This is a genomic window from Saccharothrix longispora (assembly GCF_031455225.1).
Taxonomy (GTDB): domain Bacteria; phylum Actinomycetota; class Actinomycetes; order Mycobacteriales; family Pseudonocardiaceae; genus Actinosynnema; species Actinosynnema longispora.
Window position 1 is genome coordinate 6,814,386 of sequence record NZ_JAVDSG010000001.1, and the last position, 21,179, is coordinate 6,835,564.

Consider the following 21,179-nt stretch of genomic DNA (forward strand, 5'->3'; position numbering starts at 1 on the left):
CCCGGCCCCGCCCGCTCAGCGGCCCACCGCGATCCCGCTCCGCTCGGCCCAGGCGGCCACGTCCTCCCGCCTGATCGCCGTGGCCAGCAGGTCCGGGAAGAGGTCCGGCGTGCAGGCGAACGCGGGCGCCCCCAGCTCCGACAGCTGCGCCGCCAGCTCGTGGTCGTACGCCGGCGTGCCGCTGTCCGACAGCGCGAGCAGCACCACCACCGTCACCCCGCCGCGCACCAGCTCCCGCACCCGGCGCCGCAGCTCGTGCGCCACGCCGCCCTCGAACAGGTCGCTGATCAGCACCAGCACCGTGTCCGTCGGGCGGCGCACCAGCGACTGGCCGTAGGCGACCGCCCGGTTGATGTCCGTGCCGCCGCCCAGTTGGGTGGAGAACAGCAGGTCCACCGGGTCGTCGAGCTGCTCGGTGAGGTCGACGACCTCGGTGTCGAACACCACCAGCCTCGTGTCGACCGCCCTCAGCGATGCCAGCGACGCGCCCAGCACCGCCGAGTACACCACCGACTCCGCCATCGACCCGGACTGGTCGACCAGCAGCACGACGTCCCGCAGCGAGGCCTGCCGGCTGCGCCTGCCGTTGCCGACCAGGTCCTGCACCACCACGGTCCGCTGCTCGGGCTGGTAGTGCCGCAGGTTGCGGCGGATGGTCCGGTCCCAGTCCACGTCGGCCAGGCGCGGCCGGCTGGTGCGCCGGGAGTGGTCGACCGCCCCGTGCACGGCGGCCAGCAGCCGTTCGGCCAGGCGGCGCTCGATGTCCTCGACGACCTTGCGGACCACGGCGCGCGCCGTTTCGCGGGTGCGCTCCGGGATCGCGCCCGCCAGCGACACCAGCGTCCCGGCCAGCGACACGTCCGGCTCGATGCCGGACAGCAGCTCGGGCTCCAGCAGCAGTTGCCGGAGGCCGAGCCGCTCCACCGCGTCCCGCTGCATGACCTGGACCACCGAGCTGGGGAAGTACGTGCGGACGTCGCCCAGCCACCGGTGCAGCACCGGCGACGACCCGCCCAGCCCGGCGCTCCGCTTCCCGTGGGCCTCGGGCGCGTCGGACGGGGCCCCGCCCCCGTACAGCCCGGTCAGCGCCGAGTCCCGGCGCCGGTCGTCCTCGCCGAGGGCGGCGAGGTCCCCGGCCGCGCCCCCCAGCAGCAGCCGCCACCGCCGCAGCCGCTCGTCCTCGTCGCTCACCCGGCCACCCCCGTGAGGAGTTCCCGGACGTGCCCCGCGAGCCGCCCGGCCACCTCCTCGTCCCAGTCCCGCCCCGACACCCCGCCGGCGCGCGCGCCCGTGCCCACCGCCCGCACCCGGTCCCCGAGCATCCGCCGCTCGGCGGGGCTGAACTCCGCCACCGCCCGCCGCAGCAGCGGCACGGCGGCCTCGAAGTCCGCGCCGGACAGCCCGGTGAGCCACTCGTCGACCACGGCGAACAGCCGCGGGTCCGCCGTCAGCAGCGCCGCCGACCCGCGCAGGAACCCGGCCACGAACGCCGTCGCCCCGACCCCCGCGCCCCCCGTGCCGGACACCGCCCGGTGCAGCCGGACGGCCACGTCGTCCGAGCCCATCAGCCCCGACTCCCACAGCAGCCGCGTCGCCCGGCCGCTCGGCAGCCCGTGCGCGTCCGGCATCGCGACCAGCGCCCCCAGTGCCCTCCGCCACGTCTCCCGGTGCTCGTCGTCCGCCGCCAGCCGCACCGCCTCGTCGGCGCCGTCCACCGCCCGCAGCGCGCGCTCCGCCGTGTCGTCGTCCACGCCCCGGCACGCCAGGGGCAGGCCGACGGCGCCCCGGGCCAGCAGGCCGTGCAGCGCCACCCGCAGCAGGTCCGGGTCCGTGCCGCGGACCGAGCCGTAGCGGACCGTCGTGGCCAGGTCCGGCAGGGCGGCCAGCAGTTCCAGCGCGTCCGTGGCCGCCGCCGCGCAGCGGTCCAGGGCCTCGCGCGCCGCGGCGACCGCCTCCGGGATCTCGCACCCCACCGACCGGCTCAGCGCGTCCGCCGCCCCCACCACGCGGGTCGCCTCCGCCGCACCCGTCACCAGCACCCGGCGCGCGGCGGCCTCGACCGTCGTGCCGTGCCGCGCGGCGACGGCCAGCGCCACCTCGAAGTCCGGCTTCCAGTGCAGCTGCCACGCCTCGGCGAACGTCCCCAGCGTCCGCGTCGCGTCCGGCGTGCCCCACGGGACGCCCAGCACCTCCAGCCGCCGCAGCAGCTTCGAGCGCTCCCGGTCCGTGTCCTTGCGCAGGTCCAGGCGGATCGGCTTCACCTCCGCCGTGGCCGGCAGCCGCAGGCGCCGCTGCGCGCGCGCCAGGTCGGCCGCCAGGGGGGACCTGGGCACGCCCGGTCCCACCTCGCCCAGCCGCTCGCCCACCACCAGCCGGGCGTGCACCAGCCGCAACGGCGTCTCGTCACCACCGCACAGCACGGCCAGCGCCGCCTCCAGCACCTCCGACAGCCCCGGTGACGGCCGACCGCGCATCGCCGCCAGCGCGTCCGCCAGCCGGACGGCCTCCACCGCGCCCGCCGTCGACGCCGGCAGGTCCTCGGCCCGCAGCACCCCGCACATCCGCGCGAACCACCGCGCCACGGCGTCACCGCGCCCCGCGCACTCCCACAGGTGCCCGTACCAGCCGGGCGACGCCACGCCCGCGCCATACCCGGAGTCGGCCGCCAGCCGGCCGTGGCTCCACGGCACCCACGTGCCCGACACCTTCCGCCGCGGCAACCCCTTCAGCGCCGCCGCGTCCACCGAGGCCGGCCCGAGGTCGCGCAACGCGGGCACGTGCCACGCCCCCGCCACCACCGCGACGGGCCCGGCGAAGTCCTTCAGGGCCCGCCGCAGGTTCTGCCGCATCGCGGCCTCGCGCCGCAACGTCCGCGCGTCCACCTGGTCGGCGAACTCCTCGCGCAGCGCCCCCATCGCCTCCGCCACCGCCTCGGCCAGGTCGGTCGGGTCGCGGTGGTGCTCGACCACGTCCTCCCACCACCGCTCCGGGTCGTCGAACCCGGCCGCCTCGGCCAGCACGCCCAGCGGGTCCAGCGCCGCCCGCGGCGTCGAGTCCGGTGTCGAGTCGGGTTCGGCGAGCGACGCCGCCGCCGGCAGGTCGAAGAACCGCACGGGGACGCCGTGCTCGTGCGCCCACACCACCGCCCGCCACTCCGGAGAGAACTCGGCGAACGGCCAGAACGCGGCCCGCGCCGGCTCCGCCTCGTCGTGCAGCAGCAACGCCACCGGCGGCACCAGCCCCGGCACGTGCGCCAGCAGCGCGTCGCCCTCCGGCGGCCCCTCGACGAGCACCACCTCGGGCCGCGTCGCGTCCAGCGCGGCGGTGACCATGCGCGCCGACCCCGGCCCGTGGTGCCGGATGCCGAGCAGGGCCACGCGTTCCGGGAGCGGCATCAGCCCACCAGGTCCCGGCACGCCCGGTACAGGTCGCGCCAGTCCGGGCGCTCCTTCACGACCGCCTCCAGGTACTCCTGCCACGCCGCCGCGTCCGACACCCGGTCCTTCACCACGGCCCCGAGCAGCCCGGACGCCAGCTCGTCGGCGGTGATCCGACCGTCGCCGAAGTGCCCGGCCAGCGCCATGCCGCCGGTCACCACGGAGATCGCCTCGGCCGTGGACAGGCTGCCGCTGGGCTTCTTCAGCTGCGTCCGGCCGTCCACCGTGGACCCGTCGCGCAGCTCCCGGAAGATCCGCACCACCCGGCGCACCTCCTCCAGCGCGGGCGGCTCGGCCGGCAGCTCCAGCGCCCGGCCCAGCTGCGACGCCCGCGCCAGCACGATCTCCACCTCGGCGTCCTCGCTCGCGGGCGGCGGCAGCACGACCGTGTTGAACCGCCGCGCCAGCGCCGACGACATCTGGTTCACGCCCCGGTCCCGGTCGTTCGCGGTCGCGATCACCGTGAACCCGGGCACCGCCTGCACCTGGATGCCCAGCTCCGGCACCGGCAGCACCTTCTCCGACAGGACCGTGATGAACGAGTCCTGCACCTCGGCGGGCATCCGGGTCAGCTCCTCGACGCGCGCCACCGCCCCGGTCCGCATGGCCGTCATCACCGGGCTCGGCACCAGCGCCGCCTCCGACGGGCCCTCGGCGATGAGCCGGGCGTAGTTCCAGCCGTAGCGGACCTGGTCCTCGCCGGTGCCCGCGGTGCCCTGCACGACCAGCGTCGAGTTCCCGCTCACCGCCGCCGCCAGGTGCTCCGACAGCCACGACTTCGCCGTCCCCGGCACGCCGACCAGCAGCAGCGCCCGGTCCGTCACCAGCGTGCCGACCGCGACCTCCACCAACCGCCGGTCGCCCACGTACTTCGGCGTGATCACCGTGCCGTCCGGCAGCGCGCCGCCCAGCACGTAGGTGACCACGGCCCGGGGCGACATCCGCCACCGCGGCGGGCGCGGCCGGTCGTCCGCGGCGGCCAGGGCCGCCAGCTCGGCGGCGTACTGCTGTTCCGCGGCGGGCCGCAGCACGGTCTCGGTCACTGGCTTTCCTCCCGGGTGTTGAACGCCCCGCGCAGCCGCATCCGCAGCCGCAGGACGTCGAGTTCGACGGTGTGCTCGGGCCAGCGCCCGGTGATGCGGTCCCAGTTGGCGCCCAGGACCTCGGCGTCACCGCGCGCCAGCAGCACCGACGGCGGCCGGCCCGCGCGCCACCTCGGGTCGCGCATGGCCGCGTACCGGTCGAGCAGCTCGGCGGTCGCCCGCGGCCCCCACGGCGCGGGCAGCTGCGAGCACGCGTGGTCGAGCAGGTCGTAGTTCCACTGCCGGGACACCTCGACCACGGTCCGCGCGGCCAGGTCGGCGGGCAGCCCGGCGAGCATCTCCAGCTGCTCCATGCCGGTCAGCGACCGGGTGGCCGCGACCGCCCACGGCCGGGCGTCGACGGCGAGCCTCAGGTTCTGCGCCACGCCCCGCAGCAGCGCCGACGCCCACGGCCCCCTCGCCAGCTCGGCCGCCGCGCCCGCGTCGTCGGTGTCGAGCCGGTTCGTCCAGTGCGCCGGCGGCACGCTCGCCGCCGCCCCCCGGATGCGCCCGGTCACGCCGGTCTCGGAACCGTCCTTGAGCAGGTCGCGGGCCTCCTCCGGTCCGGGGGCGAGTTCCGTCCACAGCTCGTCGTCCTGCACGTCGAACCCGTCGCCGGTGAGCCACAGGCCGCGGTGCAGGCGTTCGGCGGCCCGTTCGGCGAGGGCCGAGCCGGGCAGGGTGCGCAGCAGCCGCAGCGCCTCGTCGTGCACGCCGATCGCCCGGTCGTCGAGGGCGCGTTCGAGCAGCGGCTCGTCCTCCGGCCCCAACCCGGTCTCCAGGGCACCGACCAGCACCTGCCGGTCGGTGGCGCGGCGCTGCGCGTCGAACCGCGCGTCGACGAACGCGCGGGTGCCCGCCGGGTCGCGCGTGCGGGCCCGGCGCAGCGCGGCCAACCGGGACGCGCCGGGCAGGTCGAGCGCCTGCTCCAGGTCCACGTCCTCGTGCCCGGCGCCCGTCGCCCACGCCCAGCGGTCCCGCAGCCCGGCCAACCAGCGCCCGCGCGCGCCGAGCACCGCGGTCACCGCGGACCGCAGCCCGGGGTGCGCGGTGCCGAGCCCGAGGAGGGTGGGCAGCTCGCGCGGGTCGGCGGTCACCCCGGCGGTCCGGGCGAGGCCGCACCACTCGGTGAGCAGCACCTGGTCGTCCAGGGCGAGGATCTCCACCAGCACGTCCCGGGCCGCGGCGTGGGCCCGCGCGTCGTCGGCCGCGGGAGCCGGTGCGAGCAGGGGCTCGTCCACGACGGGCGGCAGCCGCGCGCCGTGCGCCGCGACGCCCAGCTCCGCCATCCGGTCGAGCAGCGCGGCCGGCGTCGTGCCGGCGCGGTGCGCCCCGATCAGCGCCGCCTGCACGGTCCGCTCCCACTCGTCGGCGAGGGTCACCCCAGCACCTCCGGCGCCCGGCCCGGCCCGGCCACGGCCCCCAGCCGCAGCGAGTGCCCGTCCCACAAACCCCACGCGTCGAACGCCGCGCCGCCCGTCACCGCCAGCGCCTGGTCGAGCGCCACGTCGGCCCGCACCGGCAGGCCGCGCCCGGTCCCGTCGACCAGGTGCGCGGTGTCCCCGGTGAGCCGCACGCCCGCGCACCCCAGCGGGTGGAGCCGCTCCCACGGGTCGGCGCGCAGCCACGCCTCCAGCCCGGCCAGCGCCTCCCGCCACGACGGCGCCGCGTCGACCGGCCCGACCGGTCCGCCCACCGCCACCTCGCCCACCGCCACCCGGTGCGGCGGCGCACCGGGGTACGGGTGCAGCACGCCCTGGACGGCCACCCCGTGCGCCAGCGGCGGGGTGGGCCGACCACCGCCCCCCTCGTGCCGCACGACGACCACCCAGCCGCGCTCACGCCCCCACACCCACTGCCGCACGGTCCGCACCAGCCCGTCGTCGGACTCCAGCTTCAGCAGCGGCACCCAGCGGTCCGCCCAGCCCGCCCCCGCGCGGACCTCCTCCTCCGCCACGGAGAAGCCCAACCGGCGGCGCACCACGTCCGCCAGGGCCGACGACCCGGCCAACCGCGCCAGCAGGTGCAGCCCGCCCAGCCGGTCGGCCGCGTCGTGCGCCCACGCCGGCCCGCCCGCCGCCACGGCGTCGCGCACCCCCGCGACCGCCGCGGCCAGGCCCCTGGCCTGCGCGTCGACCATCCGCGCCTCGATCGAGCGCCACCACGCCCCGTCGCGCGACGGCAGCCCGGCGATGCCGGAACCGGCCACGTCGGCCAGCCAGTCGGTCAACCCGGCCACGCCGCCGCGCACCGCGTCCTGCCTGGCCAGCGCCGTCTTCTCCTTGGCCCTGGCCCGCCGCAGCACGGCCTCCGGCGAGTCGTCCACCGCGGCGGCCGGCCTGGCTCGGCGGTCCAGCCACTCCGCCACCCACGCCGGGGGCTCGCCGGCCGGCAGCGGTTCGCGCACGTCCCGCAGCTGGAGCGCGAGCGCGTGCTTGCACGGGAACTTCCGCGACGGGCACGAGCACTTCGCGGCGCGGTCGGCCAGGTCGACGCACACCTGGTACGGGTTCTTGCCGCTGCCCGCGCACAGGCCCCACAGGGCGGTGTCGCCGCGCCCCGTCCCGTGCCAGCCGGACGACCCGGCGAGCCGGGTGGCGGCGCTCGCCACCTGCCCGTCCGGCGCCGTGCCGAGCAGCGTCTGCGCGTCCATGCCGGCTGACGTTAGAGGTGCCCCCCGACAAGGAGCCGATCAGTCAAGGTCGGGCCCCCGGCGCGCCCAGGACCACGCGTACTCCGGGTCCTCGGTCGCCAGCGCCGCCTCGCCCAGCTGCAACGGCCGGAACGTGTCGACCATGACCGCGGTCTCGTCGAAGCGCTCCGCGCCCAGGGAGGCCTCCACCGCGCCCGGCTGCGGGCCGTGCGTGCAGCCCGACGGGTGCAGCGACAGCGACCCGATGCCGATGCCCGAGCCCTTGCGGGCCTCGTAGTCGCCGCCCACGTAGAACATCAGCTCGTCGGAGTCCACGTTCGCGTGGTTGTACGGCACCGGGATCGCCAGCGGGTGGTAGTCGACCTTGCGCGGCATGAACGAGCACACCACGAAGTTCGGACCCTCGAAGGTCTGGTGGACGGGCGGCGGCTGGTGCACGCGGCCGGTGATCGGCTCGAAGTCGCGGATGTGGAACGCCCACGGGTACAGGCAGCCGTCCCAGCCGACGACGTCGAACGGGTGGTTCGCGTAGGTGAACCGGGTGAGCCCGGCGCGGTGCCTGACCAGCACGTCCACGTCCTCGCCGTCGACCAGCAGCGGCTCGGTCGGCCCGCGCACGTCGCGCTCGCAGTACGGCGAGTGCTCCAGGAACTGCCCCTTGGCCGACAGGTAGCGGCGCGGCGGCCCGACGTGCCCGGTCGCCTCCAGCACCAGCAGGCTCATCGGCTCGTCCGGCACCACCCGGTAGGTGCACGACGTGGGCAGCACGACGTAGTCGCCCTCCGCCACGGGCAGGGCGCCGTAGACCGTCTCCACGACCCCGGCGCCGGCCTGCACGTACAGCAGTTCGTCGCCCGTCGCGTTGCGGTACAGGGGGCTGGGCGCGGTGGCCCTCACGAAGCCGATGAGGACGTCGGAGTTGCCGAGCAGGGTGCGCCGCCCGGTGACCGCGTCCGCGTCGTCGTCCCAGGTCAGGTCGGGTGTGCGGAAGTGCCGCGGCTTGAGCGGGAGGTTGGGTGCGAGGGCGCCGCGGTCCTCCTCGACGGTGACCGCGTCCACGATGGCGGTGGGCAGGTGGCGGTGGTAGAGCAGGGCCGAGTCGGCCGAGAAGCCCTCGGCCCCCATCAGCTCCTCCGCGTACAGACCCCCCTCCGGATCGCGGAACTGCGTGTGGCGCTTTCGGGGGATCTCACCGACCTGGCGGTAGTACGCCATCGTCTCACTCCGGGCGTTCGATAATCGGACATCTTTGTTCATTGACCGGTACGCCACTAGCGTGTCAGCCGTGTCAAGCGCCTTCGAACTCCGTGCGCCCGGTCCACGCGGGACTCCGCCCCTGCTCGCGAGGCTCGTCGACGACGCCGCACTGTTCCCGCCGGGCAACGCGAACATGCCCGACGCGGTCCGCGGCCACCTCGACGCGCGCAGCGGGGAATGGGCCGGCGCGGTCGGCCTGTTCCTGTGCCCGGCGTCGCGACTCGCCGAGCTCATCACCGAGTTGATCAAGGTCAAGCCGGTGAAGCCCATCGCCCTCTCACTGGTCATCGACACCGGCCTGGGCGGTGTACCCAAGGCCGTGTCGATCGTCGAGTCCCGCAGCGAGCTCCTCGCCCTGCGCATGGTCGAGATGCCCGCCCCGTCCGACGTGGACGAGGTGTGGCTGGAACGCGTCTCGGAGTTCGTCCCCGAGGACGTCATCCGCGTCGTCGAGCCCCGCCGGGGCGGCGCCGAGTGGCTGGACGGCGTGCGCCGCGTCATCGAGCACGGCAGCTGGCCCAAGCTGCGCTGCGGCGGCGTCAGCAGGGAGAACTTCCCGAGCGTCGACGAGGTCGCCGACTTCCTCGCGGTGGTCAGCTCCGGCGGGGTGGCCTTCAAGGCGACCGCCGGCCTGCACCACGCCGTCCGGCACACCGACGAGAAGACCGGCTTCACCCACCACGGGTTCCTCAACCTGCTGGTGGCGACCGCGCGGGCGCTGTCCGGCGGCGACGTGCGCGAAGCGCTGGCCAGCACCGACGCGGCCGCGCTCGGCGAGGAGGCCGGGTCGCTGTCCGACCAGGCCGCGCACGCCGTCCGCGGCGTGTTCGCCTCCTACGGGTCGTGCTCGCTGGACGAGCCGATCACCGACCTCGACCACCTGGGGCTGCTGTGAGCTGGGTCGACGACCCCGCGTTCACCGCGGACGCCCCGTTCGGGCCGCAGACGCTGCCCTACGGCGTGCTGGCCGGCCACGGCGTCGCGGTGCGGCTGGGCGACCACGCGCTGCCGCTGCGCGGCCTGAGCCTGGGGGAGCGGCTGGCGCCCCTCGTGGCGGGGCCGTCCCTGGACGCCCTGCTGGCCGCCGGGCGCCCCGCGTGGAGCGAGCTGCGGGCCCGGCTGGGCGAGCTGGTGACGTCGAGGGCCGCGCCGCGCGGCGCGGCGCTCGTCGGGCTGGACGACGCCGTGCTGCCGTTCACCGTGGCCGACTACGTGGACTTCTACTCGTCGCGCCACCACGCGGAGAACGTCGGCCGCATCTTCCGCCCGGACGGTGACGCGCTGACGCCGAACTGGACGCACCTGCCCATCGGCTACCACGGCCGCGCGGGCACGGTCGTCGTGTCCGGCACCCCGGTGACCAGGCCGAACGGCCAGCGCCGGACCTCGGGCGGGCCCGTGTTCGGGCCGTCCGGCCGGCTCGACGTCGAGGCCGAGGTCGGCTTCGTCTGCGGCGGGCCCGTGGCGACCAGGCTGAGCCCGTCGAGGGCCGTGGAGCACGTGTTCGGCGTGGTCCTGGTCAACGACTGGTCGGCGCGCGACATCCAGGCGTGGGAGTACCAGCCCCTCGGGCCGTTCCTGGGCAAGTCGTTCGCCACGTCCGTGTCGGCCTGGATCACGCCGCTGGAGGCGTTCGCGGTCGCCCGCGTCACCCCGCCGCCGCTGCCCAACCCCGTGCTGCCCTACCTGGTCGAGGACCACCCGTGGGGCCTCGACATCGACATCGAGGTCGAGTGGAACGGCGAGGTCGTCTCGCGGCCCCCGTTCCGCGAGATGTCGTGGACGTTCGCGCAGCAGCTCGCGCACCTGTCGGTGAACGGCGCTACGGTCCGTCCGGGCGACCTGATCGCGTCGGGCACGGTGTCGGGTCCGGACCGCGCCGAGCGCGGCTCCTTCCTGGAGCTGAGCTGGGGCGGGAAGGAGTCGATCGCGCTGGGCGGCGGCGAGCGGACCTTCCTGGAGGACGGTGACACGGTGCGCATCACCGCCACCGCTCCGGGTGAGGGGGGTTCGGTCGTCGGGCTGGCCGAGGTGGTCGGCACGATCGCGCCCGCCGTCGCCGGTGTCGGCGTCGGCACCGGCGTCGAGGGGTAGGCCGTGGTCAGACCCGATCCGCGCGGACGACCGCCGGCGCCGGCGTCGAAGGAGAGCTCGTTGACCCTGGAGCGGGGCCTGGCCCTGCTCCAGGCGGTCGCCGACGCCGAGACGGAGGCGCCGTCGATCAGCGAGCTGGCGGCGGCCATCGGGGCGTCGCGCGCCGCCGTGTACCGGCTGCTGGTGCCGCTCCAGTCGCGCGGCCTGGTGCGGCGGGAGGGCTCCAAGGTCCGGCTGGGCCTCGGCGTGCTGCGGCTGGCGTCCAACGTCCTGCCGCAGCTGCGCATGGCCGCCCAGCCCGCGCTGCGGACCCTGGCGGAGCACGTGGGCGCGACCGCGCACCTGACCGTGGCGGACGGGTCGGAGGCGCAGGCCGTGGCGGTCGTCGAGCCTTCGTGGACGGCGTACCACGTGGCCTACCGGGTCGGGTCGCGCCACCCCGTGCACCGGGGGGCGGCCGGGAAGGCCATCGGGCTGTCCGTCGAGGGGCGCCAGTGGGTGCACTCGACGGGTGAGCTGCAACCGGGCGCGTTCGGGGTCGCGGCGCCCGTGCGCGGGGTACCCGGGCTGCGGGCCAGCGTGGGCGTGGTGGCCCTGGAGAGGCTGGACGGCGACGTCGTGGGGCCGCACGTGGTGCGCGCGGCCCAGGAGGTGGCGGATGCGTTGCGTTAGGACAACACTACGCTCCGTGTGTGAGAATGGCGTGGACGCGAGGAGGACCAAGTGACCGCTCTGCCCGAGCCTTCGGCGAACGAGCCCCACTTGTTCACGGTCGCCGAATACGCCGCGCTCGGAGAAGTCGAGGCGGGCTACTCCGAGTTGCAAGAAGGTCGGATCTTGATGTCGCCAAGCCCGTCGCCACTGCACATGATCGCCTCGGGCGAGTTGTTCATCCAGCTCCGCGACCAGTTGCCGCGGGACCTGGTGGCGATCCAGGACGTCGACCTCGACCTCGAACTGGTCCCCCACGGCGACCCCGGGTTCTCCCGCCGCCCCGACCTGCTCGTCGTCCCCCGTGCGGCGGTGGCGCACGGGGGGATGCTCCGGGCGTCCGACGCGCTGGTCGTCGTGGAGATCGTCTCGCCGGGGTCGAAGCGCATGGACCGGATCGTGAAGCGGGGCGAGTACGCGGACGCCGGGATTCCCCACTACTGGATCGTGGACCTGGCCGAACCCGTCTCGCTGGTGGCGTGCCACCTCGCCGGCGGGTTCGGCTACCAGGACCCCGGCGACGTGACGGGGGTCTTCACCACCGACGTGCCGTTCCCCGTCCGGCTCGACCTGGACGTCCTCGTCTGAGCGGGGCGCGCGGCCCCCGGCGCGGGGCCGGGGGCCGCGGCGCCGATCACGGCCAGGGGCCGCTGTTGCAGTACACGCCGCCGGTGCCGGTCACCGAGCCCGTCGCGTCGGCCACCACCGCCTGCACGGACACGGTCCGACCGCCCGAGCAGCCGCGACGGCCGGTGAACGTGCGGTTGTCCAGGCTCGCGACGTACGAGCCGTTGAGGTACCACTTGACCGTGTAGGGCGCGACGGCGTCGTGGTAGGCGAAGCAGTAGAACTGGTTGCCGCCGCTCTCGCACTGCACGTCGACCGACGTGACGGCGCTCGCGGCCGGGGCGGAGGCCAGCACGGCCCCCGCCGATAACAGCAGGGCGGTCAGGGTTCGTCTCACGTCTCGGCACCTCCGGGTCGCAGGGGCCTCGACGGTAGCCCCGCACCCCGCCCGCGCTCAGCGCCCGATCAGGGGACGGGACCTTGGTCCCGGTCCGGACGGGACCCTCGTACCTGAGAAGAACCCCAGGTCGGACGTAATTTCATTGCCGTGGACGTCCTCGACCTGGCGCGGTGGCAGTTCGGCATCACCACCGTCTACCACTTCCTGATGGTGCCGCTGACGATCGGTCTGTCACTGCTCGTCGCGGGCATGCAGACGGCCTGGCTGCGCACGGGTGAGCGCAAGTACCTCGCCATGACGAAGTTCTGGGGCAAGCTGCTGCTGATCAACTTCGCCATGGGCGTGGTGACCGGCATCGTGCAGGAGTTCCAGTTCGGCATGGCCTGGAGCGCCTACTCCCGCTTCGTCGGCGACGTGTTCGGCGCGCCGCTGGCCATGGAGGGGCTCGTCGCGTTCTTCGTCGAGTCCACCTTCCTCGGCCTGTGGATCTTCGGGTGGGACCGCCTGCCCAAGAAGGTCCACCTGGCCTGCGCCTGGGCGTTCTCGCTGGCCACGATGATCTCGGCCTACTTCATCCTGGCCGCGAACTCGTGGATGCAGCACCCGGTGGGCGTCGTCATGGACGACGGACGACCGCGGCTCACCTCGATCTGGGCCGTGCTGGGCAACAACACCGTGCTCGCGGCCTTCCCGCACACGATCTTCGGCGCCTTCGCCGTCGCGGCGTCGTTCCTGGTGGGCATCGCGGCGTGGCACCTGTGGCGGCGCACCGAGGAGGGGGCGGTCTGGCGCGCGTCGGTGAAGCTCGGCACGTGGGTCGGGGTCGTCGCGTTCGCCGGCCTCGCCGTCAGCGGTGACGTCCAGGGCAAGCTGATGTTCGAGCAGCAGCCGATGAAGATGGCCGCCGCCGAGGCGCTGTGCCACACCGAGCAACCCGCCTCGTTCTCCGTGTTCGCCGTCGGCGACGTGGCGCGGCAGGACTGCGAGAGCGTCAAGAGCGTCACCGTGCCCGCGCTGCTGTCGTTCCTCGCCCACAACGACTTCTCGTCCGAGGTCAAGGGCATCCAGGACCTCGTGCCGATGTACCAGGAGAAGTACGGCGCCAACTACCCCGTCGACCCGCAGCTGGGCGAGCTGTCCGGCAAGCCGATCGACTACGTGCCGAGCCTGCCCGTCACCTACTGGGGCTTCCGGCTCATGATCGGGTTCGGCGGCATCGCGGTGGCGTCCGGCCTGGCGATCCTGTGGCTGACCCGGGGCGGTCGCGTGCCGCGCGGGACGTGGTTCAAGTGGCTCGCGCTGGGCAGCATCGCGACGCCGTTCCTGGGCAACAGCTTCGGCTGGATCTTCACCGAGATGGGGCGCCAACCGTTCGTGGTGGTGCCCAACCCGAGCGGCGTGGACGGGGTGTGGATGTTCACCGCGCGCGCCGTCTCGAACTCGACCGTCGGCGAGGTGCTGACCTCGCTGGTGGCCTTGACGCTGGTCTACGGGGTGCTGGCCTGCGTCGAGGTGTTCCTGGTCCGGCGGTACGTCCGCGCGGGTGTCGCGGGCGTGCTGCCGGACGGGGAGCCCGACGACGTCGGGAAGTCCGACGACCACCTGCAGTTCGCCTACTGAGCGGGGAGAGAGCCGTGGAGACGTTCTGGTTCTGCGTGATCGCCCTGCTGTGGCTGGGCTACTTGTTCCTGGAGGGCTTCGACTTCGGCGTCGGCATGCTGCTGCCGGTGCTGGGCCGCGACGAGACCGAGCGCCGCGTGCTGATCAACACCATCGGCCCGGTGTGGGACGGCAACGAGGTGTGGCTGCTGGTCGCGGGCGGCGCGACGTTCGCCGCGTTCCCCGACTGGTACGCCTCGCTGTTCAGCTCCGCCTACCTGCCGCTGACGCTGTTCCTGATCGCCCTGATCGGGCGCGGGGTGGCGTTCGAGTACCGCGGCAAGGTGGACTCGGCGCGCTGGCGGCGGGTGTGGGACACCGTGATCGTCGCCGGCTCGTGGGTCGCGGCGCTGGGCGTCGGCCTGGTGCTGTCGGCGAACGTGTTCGGCCTGCCGCTGGACGCGAACGGCGACCGGCTCGGCTCGCCGTTCGCCGCGATCAGCCTGGAGACGCTGCTCGGCGCGTTCGCCGTGGCCGGGTACGCGCTCGTGCACGGCGCGGTGTTCCTGTCCCTCAAGACCGAGGGCGAGGTGCGGGAACGCGCCCGCTCGCTGGCCCTGAAGGTCGCGCCGCTCGCCCTGCTGCCGCTGGTCGTGCTGCTGCTGACCGTGCAGCTCCGGTTCGGCTCGGTGTGGACGTGGGCCGCCACCATCGTGGTGGCGCTGGCCGCGCTGGGCGCGTACACCCGGCTGGTCCTGCGGCGCGAGGGCCAGGCGTTCGCCCTGATGGGCGTCGCGGTGGCGGCGACGGTGACCGCGCTGTTCGGCGCGCTCTACCCGAACGTGCTGCCGTCCACGCTGGACCCGGCGTGGTCCCTGACCGTGGCCGGCGCGGCGTCGTCGCCGTACACGCTGACCGTGATGACCTGGGTCGCCGCGTTCGGCACGCCCGCCGTCCTCGTCTACCAGGGCTGGACCTACTGGGTGTTCCGCAAGAGGATCGGCGCCCGCCACATCCCGCCGGTCCACGTGCCGACCGGTGACGCGCGCGTCGGCGAACCGTCGTGAGCTCCCCCGGGACCCCTTCCGCCACGAAGCCGGGGAAGGGCCCGCTCGGCGCGCTGCCCGCGCTCTCGCGGTCGGCGCGCCGGGCGCTGGCCCTGTGCGCCGCGCTGGCCGCACTGACGGCCGGCGCGCTGGTGTGGCAGGCCGTGGCGCTGGCGTCGGCGCTGGTGTCCGGCGGGTCGCTGTGGGTGCTGGCGGCGGCCGTCGTGGTGCGCGCGCTGCTGGCGTGGGCGACGGAGTCCGTGGCGGCCCGCGCGGCGGCCGGCGCGAAGGAGGAGCTGCGCGCCGCCGTCCTGGACCGCGCGCTGGCGCTCGGCCCCGGCTGGATCGTCGAACGCGGCCCCGCCGAGCTGGCCGTCCTCGCGACCAGGGGGCTGGACGCGCTGGACGCCTACTTCACCAAGTACCTGCCCGCGCTGGTGACGACGGCCGTGGTGCCGCCGCTCATCGGGGCGTGGGTGCTGTGGACCGACCCGACGTCGGCCGTGCTGATCGCCGTGACGCTGCCGCTGATCCCGGTGTTCGCCATCCTGATCGGCAAGTTCACCTCCACCAGGGTGGCCGCCGCGGCCGAGGCGCTGGAGCGGCTGTCGGGGCGGCTCGCGGAGCTGGTGCGCGCGCTGCCGGTGCTGACCGCGTTCGGTCGCGCGGCGGCGCAGGCCGGCGCCGTCCGCGAGGTCGGCGAGCGGTACCGGAAGGCGACCATGGGCACGCTGCGGGTCGCGTTCCTGTCGGCCCTGGTGCTGGAGATCGCCGCGTCGCTGTCGGTGGCGCTGATCGCCGTCGGCATCGGGCTGCGGCTCGTGTCGGGGGAGATGTCGCTGGCCGTGGGGCTGGTGGTGCTGATCCTCGCCCCCGAGTGCTACCTGCCGCTGCGGGCCGCGGGCGCCGCGCACCACGCGTCCGAGGACGGCGTGGAGGCCGTGCGCCGGGTCGCCGAGATCCCGGTGCGCGCCGCCGGGCCGTCCCCCCGGGCCGACGTCGCGGGCGTCGAGGTGCGCGACCTGCGCGTGCTGCGCCGCGGCCGGTACGCGCCGGACGGCGTGAGCTTCCGGGTGCGGCCCGGCGAGGTGCACCGGCTGGACGCGCCGAGCGGCGCGGGCAAGTCCACGCTCTTCGACGTGCTGCTGGGCTACGTGCGGCCCGACGGCGGGTCGGTGGCGGTGGACCGGGACGCCATCGCCTGGGTGCCGCAGCGGCCCGCGTTCGCCGGGCGCACGGTCGCCGACGAGCTGGAGCTGACCACCGGTCGCGTCGCCCTCGACGTGCTGGCCTCGGTGGCCGCCGAGCACCTGGTGCACCGGCCGATCGCCGAGCTGTCCACGGGGGAGCGCCAGCGCGTCGCCCTGGCCCGCGCCCTGACCCGGGTGCGCGACGGGGCGACCGTCCTGCTCCTCGACGAGCCCACCGCCCACCTCGACCCGGCCACCGCCGCCCGCGCGATGACCGCCGTGCACGACGCGGCGGCCTCGGGCGCGGCCGTGCTGCTGGCCACCCACCGGGTGGTCGGGCAGGCGGACGACGAGGTGGGCGGTCGCGCGGTCGCCCGGACGGCCGAACCCCCGGTGACGCCCCGCTCCCCGCGGCCGACCCGTCGGCTGGTGGCGGGTGCGCTGCTGGGCATGGCGGCGTCGTCGAGCGGGGTGGCGCTCACGGCGGTCGCGGCGTACCTGATCGCGAAGGCCGACACGCAGCCGCCGATCCTGACGCTGTCCGTGCTGGTGGTGGGCGTGCGGACGTTCGCGCTGGCCAAGGGCGTGCTCCGGTACCTGGAGCGGCTCGTGTCGCACGACGCGGCGTTCCGGCACGCCGAGGAGCTGCGGGTGCGGTTGTGGCGGTCGCTGCGGCCCGGCCGGGCCGACCTGACCAGGCTGGTCGACGACGTCGACACCGTGCGCGACCTGCTGCCGCGCGTCCTCCAGCCGCCGATGGTCGCGTTCGGCACGGCGGTGGCGGCCGTGGTGCTGTTCACGCTGGTCGAGCCCGCCGCCGGGGTGGCGCTGGCGGTCGCGCTGACCGCGGGCGGGGTGCTCGCGCCGCTGGTCGCGGTGCTCGTGGAGCGGCGGGCCACGACCGTGCTGGCGCGCGGGCGGCGCGAGGTGTCGGAGCGGGTGCTGACCCTGCTCACGGCCGCACCCGACCTGATCGCGTTCGGGGCGGACCGCGCGGTGCGCGCCGACCTGGCCGCGCGGGACGCCGAACTGGCCCGGTCGGCGCGCCGGCAGGCCGTCGGCGCGGGGGCGGCGACCGGGATCGTGCACCTGACCACCGGGTTGGCCGCGGCGGTGTGCACGGGCCTCGCCCTGGCCGGCGGCGTGGACCCGCTGTGGGTGCCGGTGCTCGGCCTCGTGCCGCTCGCGCTGGCCGAGGTGCTGGGGGCGCTGCCCGCCGCGGCCCAGCACCGGGCGGCGCTGCGCGAGTCCTACGGCCGGATCGCCGACCGTTCCGGCGCGCCGGCGCCCTCGGTGGCGGTGGGCGACGACGTGGTCCTGTCCGGGGTCACCGTGCGCTGGCCGGAGAGCACCGAGAGCACGCTCACCGACGTGACCGCGCGTCTGCCGCGGGGCGCGAAGGTCGCCCTGCGCGGTGCTTCGGGAGCCGGCAAGTCCACCCTGTTCGCACTGCTGCTCGGGTTCGTGCCGGCGGAGCGGGGGACGGTGTCGCGGCCGGCGCGCGTGGCGTGGTGCCCGCAGGAGCCGATGCTCGTGACGACCACCGTGCGCGAGAACCTGCGGCTCGGCGACCCGCACGCCGACGACGACCGGCTGCGGTGGGCGCTCGGCGTGGCCGGCCTGGGCGGGCTCGACCTCGACACCGCCATCGGCCCGACCCTGCTGTCCGGCGGCGAGGCGCAGCGCGTCGCCCTCGCCCGGGCCCTGCTGCACGACGCCGACCTCGTCCTGCTCGACGAACCCACCGCCCACCTAGACGAACCCACCGCCCGCGCCCTCCTCGACCGGCTCGACGACGTCCTGCGCGACCGCACGGTCGTCCACATCACCCACCGCCCCGCCGAGGCCGAGCGCGCCGATCTCGTGCTGGACGTCGACGCGGGCCGGGTGCGCACCGCCGTCAGGGCCTAACGTTGACGTCCGTGGACCCCGCCCGCGTGCTCGCCGCGTCGACCGAGATCACCCACGCGGCGCTCGCGGGCGACGACCCGGACGCCGTGCTGCCGCTCGTCGTGCGCAGCGCCGTCGAACTCGCCGGGGCCGACCTCGGGCTCGCCATGGTCACCGCCGACGACGGCACGCTGACCGTCGAGGCGGCCTCGGGCGGCTCCACGGGCGACGGCGACCCGGTGGGCGTGGTCCTGTCCGGCCGTTCGTCGGCCGCCCGGGCCGCGCGGACCGGCGTGCCCGTGGTGGCCGACGACTTCACCACCGACCCGCGCACCGCGCCGTTCGTGCCGAAGGTGCTGCGGGCCTACGGGCCGTTCGCCGTGGCGCCGTTCGGGACGAAGGAGCGCAGGATCGGCGCGCTGGCCGTGTACCGGCGCAAGGGCGCGCCGCCGTTCAGCCCGGACACGGTGGACGTGCTGGCCGCGTTCGCCGCGCAGGCCGGACTCGCCGTCGTGCTGGCCGAGGGGTCCACCGCGCGCCAACGGGTGGCGGTCTACCAGGAGCGCGAGCGCATCGCGCGCGACCTGCACGACGTGATCATCCAGCGGCTGTACGCGACCGGCGTGCAGCTCGACCTGCTCGACCGGCGCCTCAAGCTCGACGGCCGCGAGGCCAGGCGCCTGGCCGACGCCGTCGACCAGCTCGACCAGACGATGGCCGAGGTGCGCGCCACCGTGCGGGCGCTGCGCAGCGCCGACCCCGGCACCCCGGCCGAGGCCGACCTGGGCCGTTCCGTCCGGGCCGAGGCCCGGACCGCGGGCGAGCTCCTCGGCCACGCCCCGGGGGTGCGCGTCGAGGGCGACCTCACCGACGTGCCCGCCGACCTCGCCGACCACGCCCGCGCCGCACTGCGCGAAGCCCTGTCCAACGTCGTCCGGCACTCCGGCGCGAGCCAGGTGGAGATCACCGTCGAGCGCACCCCCGACCGGCTCCGCCTGGAGGTGGCCGACAACGGCTGCGGCATCCCCCGGGGCGTGGCCAGGCGCGGCCTGCGCCACCTGGAGGAACGCGCCCTCGCCGCGGGCGGCGGCTGCGAGGTCGCCTCGTCCCCCCGCACCGGCACCACCATCACCTGGCACGTCCCCCTTCCACCCCGCGAGTAACCCCAGCCCGCGCGAGTCGTACGTTCGCGCCCCGCGAGTCGTAAGTTCAGGCTCGGCGAGTCGAGTTCTCAGGCTCAAGCGGGCGCGGCCCGAACTTACAACTCGCCAGGCGCGAACGTACGACTCGCCGAGCGCGAACTTACGACTCGCGGGTCAGCGGGAGCGGCGGGCCACCCAGGCGGCGGCCTGGGTGCGGCGTTCCATGCCCAGCTTGGACAGGACCGCGGTGACGTAGTTCTTGACCGTCTTCTCGGCCAGGAACAGGCGCTCGGCGATCTGCCGGTTCGTCAGGCCCTCGCCGATCAGCTCCAGCACCCGGCGCTCCTGCTCGGTCAGGGCGTCCAGCACGTCCACCTCGGCCGGCCGCCGCATCCGCTCCAGCACCCGCGCCGTCGTCCGCGGGTCCAGCAGCGAACGGCCCGCCGCCACCTCGCGCACCGCGTGCACCAGGTCCTGGCCGCGCACCTGCTTGAGCAGGTACCCGGACGCGCCGGCCAGGATCGCGCCCACCAGGGCGTCCTCGTCGTCGAACGCGGTCAGGACCAGGCAGCGCGGCGGCGTCGGCGACGAGCGCAGCCGCCGGCACAGCTCGACCCCGCCGCCGTCGGGCAGCCGGACGTCCACGACCGCCACGTCGGGCCGGGACGACGCGGCGCGCACCAGCGCCTCGCCCACGCCACCCGCCTCGGCGACGACGGAGATGTCGTCCTCGTCCTCCAGCAGTTCGCGCAGTCCTCGGCGGACCACCTCATGGTCGTCTACGAGCAACACTCGCACGGGCACGAACCCACCATAGGGCGAATGCCGGTACCGGCCACGCGCGGTCGCCAACACAGTGCAGGGATGTTCGTACGAGCGATCGAGGAAGCCGACCGGATCGTCGTCGGCCGACTGGTGCTGGAACTGTGGGGCGCGCACACCGCCGTCGCCCACGGCCAGGTGTTCTTCCCGGCGAGCCTGCCGGGGTTCCTGGTGGAGCAGCAGGAGCAGGTCGTGGGCCTGCTCACCTACGCCGCGACCGACGGCCACCTGGAGATCGTCACGGTCGACGCCCTGCGAAGAGGCAGGGGCGTCGGCAGCTCGCTCGTCGACGCCGCCGTGCACCGGGCGCGCCAGCTCGGCTGCTCGCGCGTCCGCCTCACCACGACGAACGACAACCTCGACGCGCTGCGCTTCTACCAGCGCCGGGGGTTCCGCCTCACCGCCCTGCGCCCGGACGCCGTCCGCGAGTCGCGCCGGCTGAAGCCGGAGATCCCCAGCGTCGGCGACTACGGCATCCCCATCACCGACGAACTCGACCTCGAACGATGGGTCGCGCCACGCTAGTTGTCCACCTCCGCGCCCCGGTTGTCCACAGAGCTGTGGACAGAGCTGTGGACAACTACCGCCGAGGCAACGGGCTGAACACCTCGTCCCACGCCGCCGCCACCTGCCGGGCGCACGTCGTGGGCGCGACCCCGCCCACCCCCGTGCCCAGACCGGGCATGGCGATGGTGCGCACGACGTCCCGCAGCGGGCGGCCGTCGTCGAGCCGCCCGCCCAGCCACAGCCGCAGCACGGCCCGCGCCGCCAGGTACGGGTGCACGGTGTCCTCGGGCAGCAGCTCGCCGGGCACGCGCATGGTGGGGGCGCTGATCAGCCACTCCGGCTCGGGTTCGCCGGTCGGCACGGCGACGGCCTCGCCCACCGGCAGCTCACCGCCGTGCAGGGCCAGCACGGCGCGGCGGACGTTGTCCTCGACGTGCGGGAACGCCCTCGCGTACACGGCATCGATGCCCCCGCGCATCCAGCCGGACGAGTTCGCGGGGCTCACGACGGCCTCGGCGACGATGTCGAGCACCGAGCCGCGGTGCACCTCGACGCCGGACCTGCCGTCGGCCACCGCGAGCCACGCGCTGGCCAGCGGTTCGTCGACGGCGCACAGCACCAGACGGGGAACTACTACCGGAGCGTTGATCTCACCCTCCGTATCGGCGGACACACCACCCAGCATTCCAGGAGAACCGCGTGTCGCGGAACGGGGGCGGCCACCCGGCGGACGGGTGATCCTCGCCTCAACGACGACCACCGGTGGTGCGCCTCGTATCGTT

The 21,179-nt window shown here is 75.3% G+C and carries 18 protein-coding genes; 9 read left to right on the forward strand and 9 right to left on the reverse strand.

Annotated features, from left to right (window positions below; translation table 11 throughout):
- Positions 1-15: 15 nt before the first annotated feature.
- From J2S66_RS29350 to J2S66_RS29375, 6 genes are read right to left on the reverse strand one after another with little or no spacing between them, the layout of a single operon-like run.
- Positions 16-1,191: a VWA domain-containing protein gene (locus J2S66_RS29350; RefSeq protein ID WP_310310800.1), complete on the reverse strand. Its 1,176-nt coding sequence runs from the start codon at positions 1,189-1,191 to the stop codon at positions 16-18.
- Positions 1,188-3,395: a DUF5682 family protein gene (locus tag J2S66_RS29355; RefSeq protein ID WP_310310802.1), complete on the reverse strand. Its 2,208-nt coding sequence runs from the start codon at positions 3,393-3,395 to the stop codon at positions 1,188-1,190. The genes J2S66_RS29350 and J2S66_RS29355 overlap by 4 nt, the downstream gene beginning before the upstream one ends.
- A complete protein-coding gene (locus J2S66_RS29360) occupies positions 3,395-4,480 on the reverse strand; it encodes an ATP-binding protein (RefSeq protein ID WP_310310804.1) in 1,086 nt (361 codons plus the stop codon). The genes J2S66_RS29355 and J2S66_RS29360 overlap by 1 nt, the downstream gene beginning before the upstream one ends.
- Complete coding sequence (locus J2S66_RS29365) at positions 4,477-5,901, reverse strand: DUF5691 domain-containing protein (protein WP_310310806.1); 1,425 nt, start codon at positions 5,899-5,901, stop codon at positions 4,477-4,479. Before J2S66_RS29365 ends, J2S66_RS29360 begins: the two co-directional genes overlap by 4 nt.
- The gene (locus tag J2S66_RS29370; protein ID WP_310310810.1) at positions 5,898-7,172 is read right to left on the reverse strand and encodes an SWIM zinc finger family protein; all 1,275 of its coding nucleotides are present in this window, start codon (positions 7,170-7,172) and stop codon (positions 5,898-5,900) included. The genes J2S66_RS29365 and J2S66_RS29370 overlap by 4 nt, the downstream gene beginning before the upstream one ends.
- Positions 7,173-7,211: 39 nt before the next feature.
- Positions 7,212-8,387, reverse strand: coding sequence for a homogentisate 1,2-dioxygenase (locus J2S66_RS29375; protein WP_310310812.1), 1,176 nt, complete (start codon positions 8,385-8,387; stop codon positions 7,212-7,214).
- Positions 8,388-8,457: 70 nt separating this feature from the next.
- On the opposite strand from J2S66_RS29375, the gene J2S66_RS29380 reads away from it, so the two are divergent.
- The 4 genes from J2S66_RS29380 to J2S66_RS29395 are packed head-to-tail and all read left to right on the forward strand — an operon-like array spanning position 8,458 to position 11,822.
- Entirely contained in the window at positions 8,458-9,324 is an 867-nt protein-coding gene (locus J2S66_RS29380; RefSeq protein ID WP_310310815.1) for a hypothetical protein, read from the forward strand.
- Entirely contained in the window at positions 9,321-10,523 is a 1,203-nt protein-coding gene (locus J2S66_RS29385) for a fumarylacetoacetate hydrolase family protein (protein WP_310310817.1), read from the forward strand. Before J2S66_RS29380 ends, J2S66_RS29385 begins: the two co-directional genes overlap by 4 nt.
- A gap of 3 nt (positions 10,524-10,526) precedes the next feature.
- The gene (locus J2S66_RS29390; RefSeq protein ID WP_310310819.1) at positions 10,527-11,195 is read left to right on the forward strand and encodes an IclR family transcriptional regulator; all 669 of its coding nucleotides are present in this window, start codon (positions 10,527-10,529) and stop codon (positions 11,193-11,195) included.
- A 51-nt stretch (positions 11,196-11,246) separates the two neighbouring features.
- Positions 11,247-11,822: a Uma2 family endonuclease gene (locus J2S66_RS29395; protein ID WP_310310821.1), complete on the forward strand. Its 576-nt coding sequence runs from the start codon at positions 11,247-11,249 to the stop codon at positions 11,820-11,822.
- Positions 11,823-11,868: 46 nt separating this feature from the next.
- Here the strand turns inward: J2S66_RS29395 and J2S66_RS29400 are convergent, their stop codons facing one another.
- Positions 11,869-12,198, reverse strand: coding sequence for a hypothetical protein (locus J2S66_RS29400; RefSeq protein ID WP_306744232.1), 330 nt, complete (start codon positions 12,196-12,198; stop codon positions 11,869-11,871).
- Positions 12,199-12,348: 150 nt separating this feature from the next.
- Here J2S66_RS29400 and J2S66_RS29405 point away from each other — a divergent pair, with 150 nt between their 5' ends.
- Genes J2S66_RS29405 through J2S66_RS29420 form a run of 4 tightly spaced genes read left to right on the forward strand, consistent with a single transcriptional unit; the run spans position 12,349 to position 19,089 of the window.
- Entirely contained in the window at positions 12,349-13,821 is a 1,473-nt protein-coding gene (locus J2S66_RS29405; protein ID WP_310310825.1) for a cytochrome ubiquinol oxidase subunit I, read from the forward strand.
- A 14-nt stretch (positions 13,822-13,835) separates the two neighbouring features.
- Complete coding sequence (cydB, locus tag J2S66_RS29410; RefSeq protein ID WP_310310828.1) at positions 13,836-14,867, forward strand: cytochrome d ubiquinol oxidase subunit II; 1,032 nt, start codon at positions 13,836-13,838, stop codon at positions 14,865-14,867.
- Positions 14,864-17,947 (forward strand): thiol reductant ABC exporter subunit CydD, encoded by a 3,084-nt coding sequence (gene cydD / locus J2S66_RS29415; protein WP_310310831.1) that lies wholly within the window; start codon positions 14,864-14,866, stop codon positions 17,945-17,947. Before cydB ends, cydD begins: the two co-directional genes overlap by 4 nt.
- Before the next feature lie 2 nt (positions 17,948-17,949).
- On the forward strand, positions 17,950-19,089 hold the full coding sequence (locus J2S66_RS29420) for a GAF domain-containing sensor histidine kinase (protein ID WP_374726146.1): 1,140 nt from the start codon (positions 17,950-17,952) through the stop codon (positions 19,087-19,089).
- A gap of 153 nt (positions 19,090-19,242) precedes the next feature.
- Here J2S66_RS29420 and J2S66_RS29425 read toward each other — a convergent pair whose 3' ends face one another.
- Entirely contained in the window at positions 19,243-19,872 is a 630-nt protein-coding gene (locus J2S66_RS29425) for a response regulator (RefSeq protein ID WP_310310837.1), read from the reverse strand.
- A gap of 60 nt (positions 19,873-19,932) precedes the next feature.
- Between J2S66_RS29425 and J2S66_RS29430 the strand changes: the two genes are divergently transcribed.
- On the forward strand, positions 19,933-20,415 hold the full coding sequence (locus J2S66_RS29430) for a GNAT family N-acetyltransferase (RefSeq protein ID WP_310310840.1): 483 nt from the start codon (positions 19,933-19,935) through the stop codon (positions 20,413-20,415).
- A gap of 55 nt (positions 20,416-20,470) precedes the next feature.
- Here the strand turns inward: J2S66_RS29430 and J2S66_RS29435 are convergent, their stop codons facing one another.
- Entirely contained in the window at positions 20,471-21,082 is a 612-nt protein-coding gene (locus J2S66_RS29435; RefSeq protein WP_310310843.1) for a macro domain-containing protein, read from the reverse strand.
- Between the last annotated feature and the right edge of the window lie 97 nt (positions 21,083-21,179).